Origin of the sequence: Serratia sp. JSRIV004, assembly GCF_019968705.1 — a bacterium.
GTDB lineage: Bacteria > Pseudomonadota > Gammaproteobacteria > Enterobacterales > Enterobacteriaceae > Chania > Chania fonticola_B.
The window spans coordinates 1,457,040-1,469,678 of sequence record NZ_CP074140.1 but is presented as its reverse complement, the minus strand read 5'-3'; the positions used below and the strand labels follow the sequence as shown (position 1 = coordinate 1,469,678).

Below are 12,639 nucleotides of genomic sequence, written 5' to 3'. Positions count from 1 at the left end.
CGCCGCCAGGATGTTGGCTATACTGGAAAAAGTTACGTTAACGCAGATGTAACGCTCTGATTAATCACCCATTGAAAGGCAAGTTGCGGCTTGAAAGGAAAAACAATGCTATTGAGAGTTGCAAGCTGGCTGTTTCAACTGCCGGGAAGGCTATTGGCACCGATCTTCCGCAATCGACTGACCCTGTTGATCTTCTTTATGCTGGTTGCAGCTGGGGTTTTGCTGGCTAAACGCCACTTGAGTGAAGGGGAACAGGAGGAGAGTTTTACCCTTGCCGCCCCCCAAAATTACGTGATCCAACGGGAAGCCCCATTACGGGAGGCACGCCAACACTGCGTTGGGCCGTTGCCAGATAATCAGGGCGGCCCATGGCCCGCTTCGGCAGGTTATCTCCATGAGCCAGATTGGCAAGCAGGCAGCAAATTGCAGACGTTGACGCTGGATAATCAGCACAATGAATTTGCCGTGTTGGTCAAACTGGAGAACACCACCAAGCAACTGCTGGCCGAGGTGTTCCTCCCGGCCGCCAGCAGCTTCAATATCAAGCTGGAGCCCAACGGCCGCTATGTGATGAAGGTGAAAAACATCCACAGCGGTTGTAGCTTCCGTAAGGCCCTCTCGGTGGCAGATCGGCCCGATGGCAGACTGCCATTAACCTTTTCAGAAGAGGGGCCAAACCAATATCATCCAATCAGTTATAGGGAGTTCTAGCACGGTTATCGGGTTACTTTTTCGCTGGATGGTCGCGGCGGAACAGCTCCCAGCTGTCAATCTCTTGCCCATCAGGCAAAGTGCAGGTGGAATACTGCCCCTGAGCATTCTGTTTGGGGTTAAGCTTGCCGCCAATCTGGCTGCAATACACATCTGCCGGATTCGCCATACCAATCACCTTTGGCGGCGCAGGCGCATCATCATTGGTTTTCGCCGTACACCCCTGTAACAAAGCTACACTAGCGAAAAGAGAAAGTATCAGCATCTTGCTCATTGAGATTATCTTCACCGTGAGTTGAGTAGGAGCATCGCTGACCCCAGGGGATCAGGAAATAAAGGACATACCCTGCTTGAGCACCAGATCGCAGGCTTTCTGCTTCACCTTCTCGGTGATTTGCGAGGTGCCAAGGCTATTGAGATCCAGCGTGTTGCCCTTGCCGGTAAGCAACAGGCCACCCAGACCTTGCTGATAATCTTCACTGTTGGCATTGGCCGTGCTGGTGATGCCCAGTTTATTCAGCAGTTGGTCTTTCACCGCTTCGGTGCCGTTCGCCGATAGAACGTTATTCTGCACGCAGTACTGCAAGATCCCTGCGGCGTTGGTCATGCTGGAGGAGCTCAATGCTTTATCACCGCCGTTGAGTAATCCACTCAGCGAAGACAGCGACATGCCACCGCTGCTGGTGCTGCCACCCGATTTGCTCAGTTCTGTGGCGGCACTGCTAAGGGAGTCCATCAACCCGGCGGCCTGGGCACTGCCCGTAGCCATTACCGTGGTCAAGCTCAGGGCCAACAATAAGCGATGTTTGGTATTCATAACGGCAAGACTCCTGTTTAACTGCAAAATGATGGCGTAATTAACACCACGCTTAGCTCGGACGCCGTGCCAACCGACAAGTTCCGTTTATTCGGACTGCCGCGCATTTTTCAGAACATCGGCAAGTCATCACAACTGCCAGCGTAACCAAGCGAAGAACACGTTACCGTTGTTGTAAGTACCCGGAATATAGGTGGCCTGGAAGGTCAGTTGCTTATAGCCGATCGAGGCCAACGGCAGCGGCGCGGGGATCGGGATATATTTCCAGTTGTCACGAGCGGTCACGCTGGCGGTAAATCCCAGCCCCAGACGGAAGTCCTCCCCTTCAATCGGTCGCCAGATCTTCTCATAGGCATAACCGCCGATCGGCTCCCACTTGTTGAAGGAGTCCTTGAACGCCATCAGGTAGATCGCGTGCCAATCACCATCGGCATCAAACCGTGAGATGCCATAGCCAGCCCCCCAAGGGCGCTCGTTATACTCGTCGGTCTTTTCCTTGTCGTAGGTCCAGCGGTTGTGCCAAGTGATCGCCGGGAGATAGAGCTCCTTATTGGGCGAGTTGTTCCAGGTTTCCGCCACGTTGCCGGTAAAGCGCCCCCACCAGCCTGGATCTTCTGCGTGCGCGGCATTGCTATTTTCCGCACTAACCTCGGCGTAGGAAGGCAGTGCAGGAAATATCAACGCCACCCCCCCGGCTAACAAGATCCTTTTAACCACCATTTCACAACTCCTGTAAAAATAAAACCGGGGATTCTTACCGATCGTCCTATCCTGAGCAAGCCGTATCTTACTGGTCCGATGCTTTTATCGCCCCTCGTTGAGAGACGGTTAAGTTTGGTGCGCGATGGCGTGCTAGCGGCATACGTGCTCAAGTTATGCGCCTGGATACGCGTTGTCTGTCAGAAAACTCCGGTTATCCTGCTTGCACCTCAACGACTTATGGAGGAACCTTAGCTTTTATTTGCCGGGGGGGATAAGTATGGTTATTGGTCCATTTATTAATGGTGCAGCAATATTGGCCGGTGGCATTGCAGGGGCAATGTTGGGCCATAGACTACCGGAGCGGGTGCGCCTGGCATTGCCAATGACCTTTGGTATTACCTCCATGGGGATGGGCATAGTGCTGATTGGCAAGGTAGCTCATATGCCGGTGATGGTATTGGCGCTGGTGCTGGGAGCGCTGCTTGGCGAGCTTTGCTACATCGAACGAGGCATCAGCCGCATCGCAGGCTGGGCCCGTAATCTGATGTCTCCCAAAGGCGCTGTCAGAGAGGACCAGAAAGAGTTTCTGGAGGCATATGTCGCCATTATCGTGCTGTTTTGTGCCAGCGGCACCGGCATCTTTGGCTCGATGCACGAAGGGATGACCGGGGATGCCAGCGTGCTGATTGCCAAATCTTTCCTTGATCTGTTCACCGCGCTGATTTTTGCTTCCACGCTTGGCCTGGCCGTAGCGCTGATCGCCGTCCCGCAGTTGGTCATCCAGTTAGCGCTGGCGTTTGGTGCCGTGTTCATTTTGCCGCTGACCACACCGGCAATGCAGGCCGATTTCTCTGCCGTTGGCGGATTAATGATGTTGGCCACCGGCTTGCGCATCTGCGGCATCAAGCTGTTCCCGGTAGCCAATATGCTGCCAGCATTGGTGTTGGCGATGCCGATTTCGGCAGCCTGGATTATGTTCTTCTGAGCGCCACTCTCCCACTCTAAATTATCTTCCTCCTGGCGTAGCGAAAAATTGACGCCCAGCCAGGAGAGAAGTGAAGATGGCGGAAAGTACCTATCTGGCGTTTCCCTTCTGCCCTTGCCGCGATTTTCAGCGGCCACCAATGCAAGAAAAGTACCGCCCCCTGCGAAAACCGTTCTTGCTACCCCTTTGGGGTCGTAAACTCCTTGATACGATAAGCAATCCTTCCCCAAACCCGCTCAACTTGAACAAGCCACCACTTTCACCAACTGTTAATGCTGACGCCCTACAAGCGACTCGCATTTTCAACGATTAACCGCGCGACATCGCCAGCCGTTCCCTGCTGCGCACGGTTAAATAACAATAAATTGACGTGAATGTGGAGCAATCAATGAGGATCACCATAGGTTCATTCATCCTGCAACAGCTGCGTGCCCTGAAAGTGGATCGCATCTACGGCGTGCCCGGCGATTACAACCTGGCGCAGCTGGAAACCATCGAGCATGACCAAGAGTGCGAATTCATTGGCAACTGTAACGAGCTTAACGCCGCTTACGCCGCCGATGGCTATGCCCGTCTCAAAGGCGCCGGGGCGTTGATCACCACCTATGGCGTGGGCGATCTGGCGGCCCTTTCCGGCATTGCCGGAGCCTATGCGGAATCAGCTCCGGTGATTTGCATTGCAGGTACACCACCGCTGCACGCCATGCAGGGCAATGCGCTGCTACACCACTCTCTGGCAGACGGCAATTTTGATAACGTGATGAACTGTTTCCGGCAGTTTACCGTGGCGCAGGCGCTCATCACCCCGGAAAATGCCGCAACGGAGATCCCGCGGGTCATTGCCTGCGCTTGGCAACGTAAGAAGCCGGTTTACCTGCAGCTACCTTCAGACATTTGTGAAGTGGAAATTGAGGTTGCCGATAACCCCGCCCCATATCGTTTGCCAAGCAGCGATGCCAGCCATCTTCAGCTTGCCAGCGCAGCCCTGCTCGCACGGATTAGCCGTGCTAAACGGCCAATCATCCTGATCGATCAGATGGTCGAACGATATCACCTTCAAACGCAGGTGTTAGCGTTGGCGGATAAATTCGCCATCCCGCTAACCAATATGCCCACGGCAAAATGTGCGATCTCAGAGAACACGCCGGGCTGGCAAGGCGGCTACAACGGCGATCTGTCTCGCCCCGAGTTGTTTGAGCTGATGGCCGAGTCAGATTGCATCCTCAGCTTTGGCGTACGCCTGGTGGATTCCACCACCGGTTATTTCAGCCAGCAGATCCCAGAGCAGTCAGTGGTGGATATTCAGCCTTTTTCGCTGAAGCTGGATAATCTGTCCTATCCGGCGGTAACGGCAAGCGAGCTGCTGCAAGCGCTATTGGAGAAAGTTCCTGCCACCAGCCTGCCGCCGCTGAAGCCACTATCCCGGCCGCAACAAAAACTGGCGCAGCCAAGCAGCGAACCGCTCGATCAGGACTATTTCTGGCAGCGGATACAGCGCTTTATTCAGGCGGATGACGTGCTGGTCGTTGAAAATGGCACCTCTGGGGCAGCGATCGGCGGCATGCGGATGCCAAATGGCGTTACGGTGGTCAACCAACCAATATGGGGATCGATCGGCTATACCTTACCCGCATTACTCGGCACGATGATGGCCGCGCCCCAACGGCGGCAGTTGCTGTTTATTGGTGATGGCTCCTTCCAGCTCACCGCCCAGGAACTCTCAACGCTGTTACGCCATCAGCAAAAGCCGATCGTCTTTCTGATCAATAACGACGGTTACACCATTGAGCGCTATATCCTTGGCGAAACGTCGTCTTATAACGATATCGGCTCGTGGGATTACGCAAGACTCCCGGCGGTGCTAAGCCCGCAGACACAGGCGTTTTGCGTCGCGGTAGCAACCAGCCAACAGCTGGAGATGGCGCTGGAGCAGGCTTCGCGTCAGGACCAGTTGGCGTTTATCGAGGTGAAATTGCCGAGGATGGACTCCCCACCGGCGATGAAAGAGTTCTGCCGCCGCTGCAACAGCTTTAACTTTGGGCTGCACAACCCAAGGCGCATTGGCTGATAAAACCAGGGCCTGGCGCAGGGATACCGCCAGGCCAAACTGAACGGGTATACTGTGATCCTCTCAACGGCTAGGCAAAAGGCCATTAAAGATGTATTTTATATACATCAAATATAGAGGAACACCATGATGGATCAGCAGCCCCCCCTGCCAGAAAACTACTACACCCAAAAATACTCCCTGACGGCCACCCATTCCGAAGTCCTTGAGGCAGCCAAACTGATCGCGCCCGGCAAGACGCTGGATCTGGGCTGTGGCAGCGGTCGCAATGCGCTGTATCTCAACCTGAAAGGTTTTGACGTTACCGCCTGGGACAAAAATGCTGCATCAATCGCCGCGATAAACCAGATCATAGCCACCGAGCAGCTTGCACATATCAGCGCCAGTGAGCAGGATCTCAATACTCACCGCTTTAGTGGCCAGTACGACTTTATCCTGTCTACCGTGGTGTTTATGTTCTTGGACCGCCAGCAGATCCCACACATCGTGCGCAATATGCAAGACAGCACGGTCAAAGGAGGCTACAACCTGATCGTCGCGGCCATGGATACGCCAGATTATCCCTGTACGGTGCCCTTCTCATTCACCTTCAAACCGGATGAGTTAGCAGACTATTATCAGGATTGGGACATCATCAAATATAACGAGAACCCCGGCGAGCTGCACCGCGTCGATGCCGAGGGCAACCGCATCAAACTGCGTTTCGCTACCTTGCTGGCGCGTAAATAGCCCGCAAGTGTCACGCAGTACAAACCCATTGTCAGGCAGATGAAAACCGCGTTGGGCATAACGCTATAGACTGTTAAGGGTAACGATCCGTTTATTCCCTTAGGAGGGCGTATGCCTAATGTGACCATACTGGACAGCGTAGTCCGTTTCCTCGATCGTCAGCACGGCCTGTATATCAACGGCCAATGGCAAACCTCACAGGCCGAATCGCGGCTGGCGGTCTATAACCCAGCCGACGGCAAACAAATCTCCTGCACCGCCGATGCCAACGCCGCCGACGTGGAGCTGGCGGTCACCTCGGCCCATCAGGCCTTTACCGCTGGCGTTTGGGCACAACGCCTGCCCGCCGAACGTGAGCGCATTTTACTGCGCTTCGCCGATCTGGTTGAACAACACGCCGAGGAGCTGGCCCAGTTGGAAACCCTGGAACAGGGGAAATCCATCAACATCTCCCGCGCCTTTGAAGTGGGCTGCACGCTGAACTGGATGCGCTATACCGCCGGGCTGACCACCAAGATCGTCGGGCAAACCCTGGATGTCTCCATTCCGATGCCGCCGGGAGCCAAATATCAGGTCTATACCCGCAAGGAGCCGATCGGCGTAGTGGCCGGGATTGTCCCCTGGAACTTCCCGCTGCTGATTGGCATGTGGAAGGTGATGCCAGCGCTGGCTGCGGGCTGTTCCATCGTCATCAAACCGTCTGAAACGACGCCTCTCACCCTGCTGCGTATAGCTGAGCTAGCCAGCGAGGCAGGAGTACCACCGGGCGTGTTTAACGTGGTGACCGGCAAAGGAGCTATCTGCGGTAAGGCGCTGACGGAACATCCGCTGATCGCCAAAGTGAGCTTTACCGGCTCCACGCCGGTGGGGAAAGGGATCGCACGCGCGGCGGCGGATCGGTTGACCCGCGTCACGCTGGAGTTAGGCGGTAAAAACCCGGCCATCGTGCTGAAAGATGCCGATATGCAGCAGGTGATCGAAGGGTTGATGGCCGGCAGCTTCCTCAACCAGGGGCAGGTCTGCGCCGCCAGCTCACGTATCTATATTGAAGCCCCGATTTACGATCGGCTGGTCGCCGGTTTTGAGCAGGCAGTGAAGTCGCTTTCTGTCGGGCCGGGGATGGATGGCAACGCCCAGATCAACCCGCTGGTGTCCAAAGAACACCGCAACAAGGTGGCCGCCTATTTGGATGACGCCCGCAACAAACACGCCGAGTTGATCACCGGAGCCGCCGGGCCTGACTTGCAAGGCTTCTATATTCCCCCGACGCTGGTGATCAATCCCGATGACAGCCTGAACCTGGCGCGGGAAGAAGTGTTTGGCCCGGTCGTCAACCTGATCCGCGTAGCGGATGCCGAAGAGGCGCTGCAGAAGGCCAACGATACCGACTATGGCCTGACGGCCAGCCTGTGGACCACCAGCCTGCAAGCGGCGATGGCTTATACGCCACGCATTCAGGCGGGCACGGTGTGGGTCAACACTCATACGTTAATTGATGCCAACATGCCGTTTGGCGGCATCAAGCAGTCTGGCAGCGGCCGTGATTTTGGCCCGGACTGGTTGGATGCTTATACCGAGTCCAAATCGGTGTGTATTCGCTATTAGTTAGCACTGCATTGAAAGAGTCAGGGGGGCGAATCGCAGAGTTCGCCCCCCTGTGTTATTTGCCGTCACCCGATATCGCTGCTTCCCCTCACCCCAACCCTCTCCCACAGGGAGAGGGAGCTGGTACGGAGTTAGGCTCAGGTGCAGGAGTCGTTCTTTGGCATACTGCTGACAAACGCCAACAGAACCAAACCGTAGGGGTGCTGCATGCTGCGCCCGTCTGGATAATCAATAGATTGCCGGAGCTCGCTGTTCCTCTACTCCTTCAATCTGGCTTACTGCTGCTTTTGCCCGTTCAGATTCAGTGTTGGCGTTTCATCGAAGAAGTTCCATGGTTTCAGCAAGGCGTGCACCCACTCAGTTGGCATAATCGGCCACTCTTCCGCTCGCGCCACATGGGTGGTGCCGGTGGTGAGCCAGACCACGTCGTCGGTATTGTCTATCGGCTGGTTGTCCGCCGTGTACTTGCCCAGCCCGGTATCGTGGATCGAGCGGTTGGGGTATTTGCCTTCCGGATAGCGTTCATTCGGGTTGTAGCGGGTCACCCACAGTTGCCGATCCATAAAGCTCAGGCGGTGGTAAATCCATTCGTCATTGCCAAAATTGGCCCCCTTGGCGATCGGGTGCGTACCGCCCGCATACGGGATCAACTGATAGGAAACCGGGTTACCCATCTTGTTCAACCGGCTCGGGTTGCTCAGCAAACGGAGGGTAGAAGGATCGAATTTCTGTGCCGCCTGCTGTTCGGTAGTCACTTTCACCTGATCGACCTGCATGGTGCTGGTGCGCGGGCCGCTCCGATCGTTAGGCTTCACATCTGGGTTCAACTCCACCAGGCTGTTATTTTCGCCATCCACATCCATATCCAGCCGGAAGTTGTAAAGGATAGCTTTCGTCGCGGGGATATAAATAATCGCAGAAACAAGAAGAGAATATGGGGGAAAAGGAAAGGTACGACACCATCCATAGTGCCGTACCTTGACTATTACTTGCGATTAAGCGCCGCAGCGAGCCAGATCGGCTGGTTCACGAGTCAAAAATTCACCGAACTTGCCTTGGCAGGTGGCAACGCGACGGCAAACGGTTACCGCAGAGGTACCGGTACCTGTGGTTTGACGCTCATAGGTAATAACACAGCCAAGTACATAACCACCAATAACATTTGAAACTTCAGATGCGTTTAATTTCTTCATAAATATATCCTTATAGTAATTACCAAAATAAACTTGCAATATTTTGCTAGGAAATAACTTTAATTTAACGAGATATTATCGTCTTAAAGCAATTAAATTATAATAATAGAATAAATCCACAGTCAACATTAAAGCCTTACCTATCCCACGTTATGGATTGGTCTTGATTAAAAACAAGAATAATCCATCATTAAACCCTCAAACATACATTCATTATATGATTAATAAAAAATTATCTGGTGTAAGATATTACAATGTCGGCAACAGGAATAAACCCAGCTGACCAGTTATCATCATATTGGGCTTTATTGAATAGAGTTCATTCTGGTAAGTCCCCAACAGCAGAACAAACACGAGTTGATTACGTGATCCTTATCACTGTATAAATAAACAGCACATGTAACATAACCAATCAGGAACAACAATCAATACCACTGGAGAATACCATGAATAAAAATATCGTTAGCTGGTTTGAAATTTATGTTACTGATATGCCACGAGCAAAGAAATTCTATGAGGCAGTATTCGACACGCAGTTAGAAAAACTGGAAACCGAGGGCATGGAATACCTGATGTTCCCTTACCAGGAAGGGGGGGAAGGGTCTGGCGGCGCACTGGTTAAAATGGCTGGCGTGCCAGTTGGAACGGGCGGCACCATGGTTTATCTGTCATGTGAGGATTGCGCCGTAGAAGAAAGCCGCATTGTGCCAAACGGCGGTGAGATCCTGAAAGAAAAATTTGCCATCGGCGAACATGGTTTTATTTCCATCGCCAAAGACAGTGAAGGCAACGTGATTGGCCTGCACTCCATGAAATAATACCCCTCACCCTAACCCTCTCCCAAAGGGAGAGGGGATCAGATCGAGTTCATTGATTGCTCTGCGTAATACCCTATCTTTCTTCTTCTTACTCCCTGGTGTGGTTCTTAAAATTAGCAGACACACCATGGATGAGAGAGTATTAGAATATTCTGAGATTATCTATTTACTTCCAAAAGAGCTGGGGCTATCTGCTCCCTCTCCCTGTGGGAGAGGGTTGGGGTGAGGGGACAACCAAATAGTTACATTTATTACCCGCATTGTTTCCCTCCCCTATAGATTATTAATAAATTTGACAAAAAGTCACTTTTGTAATTTATTGAATGCCGCTGATCGCTCAGCCACACCCGCCGTCAAATCAGATAAAAAAACTGACTGAGGCCGATAAAAACTCTTTTTTATTTCACCAGGAAAGGAATATGCCGCTGCATTTACGCCATTTAGTCTTAATACTGCTATTAACGTTGGTGGCTTGCCATCAACCTGCTGCCACCAATCCCACTCATTCTCTTACCGCTACGGTTAAAAGTTCACCGGCGGCGGTGGTAAGCAATGCCCGGTTGGAAATCTCACAAAGCGCGCTGGAATATAACACCCACAAAATTCAGCAACTGTTGGGCGATAAAACTACCCTTTGCGCCATTCTGAAAGGCGATGCCTACGGGCACGACCTTTCGTTGGTGGCACCCGTGATGATCAAGAATCACGTGCAGTGCATTGGCGTGGCCAGTAACCAAGAGCTGCAAACCGTGCGCGAACTCGGCTTTAAAGGCCGCCTGATGCGCGTGCGCAATGCCACCGAAGCAGAGATGCGCCAGGCTACCGACTATGACACCGAAGAGCTGATCGGTAATCTGGAGATGGCGAAACGCCTGGATGCCATTGCCGCCCAACAGGGCAAAACCCTGCGCTTCCATTTGGCACTGAACTCTGGTGGTATGTCACGTAACGGCCTGGAAGTCAGCGAAGCTGCCGGATTGACTAAAGCCAAGGCTATCTCTGCATTACCCCATCTGAAAATGGTCGGCATCATGTCCCACTATCCTGAGGAAGATGCAGCGGCGGTGCGCAAAGATCTTGCCCGCTTTAAGGTGCAATCCCAGCAGGTGCTAGACATTACCGGGATCAAACGCAGCGACGTGACCTTACACGTTGCCAATACCTTTGCGACCCTCACCGTGCCGGAGTCCTGGCTTGATATGGTGCGCGTTGGCGGGGTGTTTTATGGCGATACCATTGCCAGTAACGACTATAAACGCGTGATGACCTTCAAGTCATCCATAGCGGCACTCAACCATTACCCTAAAGGCAATACCGTCGGTTACGATCGTACCTACACCCTGAAACGCGATTCAGTATTGGCGAACATCCCAGTGGGTTATGCCGACGGTTATCGCCGTGTGTTCAGCAATGCCGGTCATGTATTGATCCAGGGGCAGCGGGTGCCGGTGGTGGGTAAAACCTCGATGAATACCGTAATGGTGGATGTGACCGACGTGAAAGGCGTCACTCCTGGTGATGAGGTGGTGTTCTTCGGCAAGCAGGGTAATGCAGAGATCACCGCCACTGAAGTTGAAGACATCAGCGGTGCGCTGTTTACCGAGATGTCGATCCTTTGGGGCGCGACCAATAAGCGTGTTCTGGTGGATTAATTAACTCCCCCAGGCAAAGGCTTGCGCCGAGACCTGGGGGAAATCTATACCGTTTACTCGTCGAAGAACCAATACCCCTGATTAACCAGACCCGTTAACTCGGCAACGAACGCCGGGTTTTGCAGCGCCTCACCTAACTCTTGCTTACCGACGATAGTGTAACGGCATAGGGCATCGGCGGCTTTAGGCTCGACGGTATCCAGACGCTCGCTGTTGATAAAGAAGCTGCCGCCAACCTCCAGCACCCTTAAGCCACTCAGGCGAGTCAGGACGGCACCGTCCATCAACGCTTCGATAACCTCATCTTGCTCGTAAGGCGGTTGCGCTGGGGCAATATCCAACTCGTGGCGCGGCGTGGTCACGAAGCGGCCAAACCAATGTTTGAAATCTTCCGGCTGATTAATCATCTCTGTCATCATGCTGCGCAGGCGATCGAGCTCATACTCTTCAACCCGGCCCGGATGTTCCCGGCAGGTTAAATCAGGATCGCTGTAATGCTCGCCCCCGAGATCGTTTTCCAGCGCATAGTCCGCAAAGCTGCTGATTAAATCCCTGCCGTTAGGGCCACGGAAGCCAACGGAGTAGTTAAGCGCGGTTTGGTGGGTAAAGCCGTCGTGCGGGAAGCCCGGTGGAATATACAAGATATCGCCCGGTTCCAGATCTTCATCGATAATCGGCTCGAAAGGTTCCACGTGCAGCAGTGCCGGATGCGGACAAAACTGCTTCAGCGGCAGTTTGTCACCCACGCGCCAGCGGCGGCTCCCCATGCCCTGGATGATAAAGACGTCGTACTGATCGATATGTGGCCCTACGCCGCCGCCAGGGACCGAGAAGGAGATCATCAGATCGTCCAACCGCCAGTCCGGTAATACACGGAACGGGGTAACCAACTCCGCTGACGGAGCATGCCAGTGGTTAACCGCCTGGGCCAACAGTGACCAGCCGGTTTCCCCCAGATTATCAAAATGCTCGAACGGCCCGTGGCTCGCCTGCCATTGACCATGGGTTTGGCTGACCAGACGGCTGTCTACCTCAACCTCCATCGCCAGACCGGCCAACTCGTCCGGAGTAATCGGATCGACAAAGTTCGGGAAGGCATTTTTTAATACCACAGGTTGTTTTTGCCAGTATTTCTCTAAAAATTCGGGCCAGTTAAGATTCAGTTGATAAGCCATGGGTCCACACCAGTGAGAAGACAAACGGGCCTGATTATAAAGAGGCTGCCACTCATGCCGCCTTGTCATTGGTCAATGACTGGGCGTTAAACTGGGCAAAAAGAAGGTATTGGGGGATATTGGTGAATGGGCAGGGACGAACAGGTTCGCCCATGTCTAACATATTGAATATATTAACGGGTGC

General features: G+C 53.4%; 12 protein-coding genes and 1 pseudogene. 7 read left to right on the top strand and 6 right to left on the bottom strand.

The window, feature by feature from the left end; genetic code table 11:
* The first annotated feature begins 105 nt into the window (after positions 1 to 105).
* A complete protein-coding gene (locus tag KGP21_RS06810; RefSeq protein ID WP_223537577.1) occupies positions 106 to 711 on the top strand; it encodes a hypothetical protein in 606 nt (201 codons plus the stop codon).
* Between the two features lie 13 nt (positions 712 to 724).
* Here the strand turns inward: KGP21_RS06810 and KGP21_RS06805 are convergent, their stop codons facing one another.
* The 3 genes from KGP21_RS06805 to pagP all read right to left on the bottom strand — a co-directional run bounded on the left by KGP21_RS06805 (position 725) and on the right by pagP (position 2,248).
* Positions 725 to 985, bottom strand: a complete 261-nt coding sequence (locus tag KGP21_RS06805; RefSeq protein WP_037375272.1) for a DUF333 domain-containing protein — start codon at positions 983 to 985, stop codon at positions 725 to 727.
* Positions 986 to 1,036: 51 nt separating this feature from the next.
* Positions 1,037 to 1,528: a DUF2501 domain-containing protein gene (locus KGP21_RS06800; RefSeq protein ID WP_094983230.1), complete on the bottom strand. Its 492-nt coding sequence runs from the start codon at positions 1,526 to 1,528 to the stop codon at positions 1,037 to 1,039.
* A 129-nt stretch (positions 1,529 to 1,657) separates the two neighbouring features.
* Positions 1,658 to 2,248 (bottom strand): lipid IV(A) palmitoyltransferase PagP, encoded by a 591-nt coding sequence (gene pagP / locus KGP21_RS06795; RefSeq protein WP_021805539.1) that lies wholly within the window; start codon positions 2,246 to 2,248, stop codon positions 1,658 to 1,660.
* 259 nt (positions 2,249 to 2,507) lie between these two features.
* Here pagP and KGP21_RS06790 point away from each other — a divergent pair, with 259 nt between their 5' ends.
* The 4 genes from KGP21_RS06790 (at position 2,508) to KGP21_RS06775 (ending at position 7,617) form a co-directional block, all read left to right on the top strand.
* Positions 2,508 to 3,215 (top strand): DUF554 domain-containing protein, encoded by a 708-nt coding sequence (locus tag KGP21_RS06790; protein WP_021805540.1) that lies wholly within the window; start codon positions 2,508 to 2,510, stop codon positions 3,213 to 3,215.
* Between the two features lie 388 nt (positions 3,216 to 3,603).
* A complete protein-coding gene (locus KGP21_RS06785; protein ID WP_218519790.1) occupies positions 3,604 to 5,283 on the top strand; it encodes an alpha-keto acid decarboxylase family protein in 1,680 nt (559 codons plus the stop codon).
* A 126-nt stretch (positions 5,284 to 5,409) separates the two neighbouring features.
* Positions 5,410 to 6,012 carry a tellurite resistance methyltransferase TehB gene (gene tehB / locus KGP21_RS06780; RefSeq protein ID WP_021805542.1) on the top strand — a complete coding sequence of 201 codons (603 nt, stop codon included), beginning with the start codon at positions 5,410 to 5,412 and terminating at the stop codon, positions 6,010 to 6,012.
* Between the two features lie 111 nt (positions 6,013 to 6,123).
* Entirely contained in the window at positions 6,124 to 7,617 is a 1,494-nt protein-coding gene (locus KGP21_RS06775) for an aldehyde dehydrogenase family protein (RefSeq protein ID WP_218519791.1), read from the top strand.
* A gap of 275 nt (positions 7,618 to 7,892) precedes the next feature.
* On the opposite strand, the pseudogene tynA reads toward KGP21_RS06775, so the two are convergent.
* Positions 7,893 to 8,504 (bottom strand): annotated as a pseudogene (tynA, locus tag KGP21_RS06770) (primary-amine oxidase); the annotation flags it as partial.
* Positions 8,505 to 8,612: 108 nt separating this feature from the next.
* Positions 8,613 to 8,810 carry a DUF4762 family protein gene (locus KGP21_RS06765; protein ID WP_021805545.1) on the bottom strand — a complete coding sequence of 66 codons (198 nt, stop codon included), beginning with the start codon at positions 8,808 to 8,810 and terminating at the stop codon, positions 8,613 to 8,615.
* A gap of 446 nt (positions 8,811 to 9,256) precedes the next feature.
* Here KGP21_RS06765 and KGP21_RS06760 point away from each other — a divergent pair, with 446 nt between their 5' ends.
* Together KGP21_RS06760 and alr are read left to right on the top strand one after the other, a co-directional pair.
* On the top strand, positions 9,257 to 9,628 hold the full coding sequence (locus KGP21_RS06760) for a VOC family protein (protein WP_021805546.1): 372 nt from the start codon (positions 9,257 to 9,259) through the stop codon (positions 9,626 to 9,628).
* A 419-nt stretch (positions 9,629 to 10,047) separates the two neighbouring features.
* Positions 10,048 to 11,280 (top strand): alanine racemase, encoded by a 1,233-nt coding sequence (gene alr / locus KGP21_RS06755; protein ID WP_223537576.1) that lies wholly within the window; start codon positions 10,048 to 10,050, stop codon positions 11,278 to 11,280.
* A 53-nt stretch (positions 11,281 to 11,333) separates the two neighbouring features.
* Here alr and KGP21_RS06750 read toward each other — a convergent pair whose 3' ends face one another.
* On the bottom strand, positions 11,334 to 12,455 hold the full coding sequence (locus tag KGP21_RS06750) for a cupin domain-containing protein (protein WP_223500952.1): 1,122 nt from the start codon (positions 12,453 to 12,455) through the stop codon (positions 11,334 to 11,336).
* Positions 12,456 to 12,639 lie beyond the last annotated feature (184 nt).

Coding starts and splice junctions, on each gene's coding strand:
- alr (WP_223537576.1), top strand. CDS start 10,048: ATGCCGCTGCATTTACGCCATTTAGTCTTAATACTGCTATTAACGTTG.
- KGP21_RS06790 (WP_021805540.1), top strand. CDS start 2,508: ATGGTTATTGGTCCATTTATTAATGGTGCAGCAATATTGGCCGGTGGC.
- KGP21_RS06775 (WP_218519791.1), top strand. CDS start 6,124: ATGCCTAATGTGACCATACTGGACAGCGTAGTCCGTTTCCTCGATCGT.
- KGP21_RS06805 (WP_037375272.1), bottom strand. CDS start 985: ATGAGCAAGATGCTGATACTTTCTCTTTTCGCTAGTGTAGCTTTGTTA.
- tehB (WP_021805542.1), top strand. CDS start 5,410: ATGATGGATCAGCAGCCCCCCCTGCCAGAAAACTACTACACCCAAAAA.
- pagP (WP_021805539.1), bottom strand. CDS start 2,248: ATGGTGGTTAAAAGGATCTTGTTAGCCGGGGGGGTGGCGTTGATATTT.
- KGP21_RS06760 (WP_021805546.1), top strand. CDS start 9,257: ATGAATAAAAATATCGTTAGCTGGTTTGAAATTTATGTTACTGATATG.
- KGP21_RS06765 (WP_021805545.1), bottom strand. CDS start 8,810: ATGAAGAAATTAAACGCATCTGAAGTTTCAAATGTTATTGGTGGTTAT.
- KGP21_RS06785 (WP_218519790.1), top strand. CDS start 3,604: ATGAGGATCACCATAGGTTCATTCATCCTGCAACAGCTGCGTGCCCTG.
- KGP21_RS06810 (WP_223537577.1), top strand. CDS start 106: ATGCTATTGAGAGTTGCAAGCTGGCTGTTTCAACTGCCGGGAAGGCTA.
- KGP21_RS06750 (WP_223500952.1), bottom strand. CDS start 12,455: ATGGCTTATCAACTGAATCTTAACTGGCCCGAATTTTTAGAGAAATAC.
- KGP21_RS06800 (WP_094983230.1), bottom strand. CDS start 1,528: ATGAATACCAAACATCGCTTATTGTTGGCCCTGAGCTTGACCACGGTA.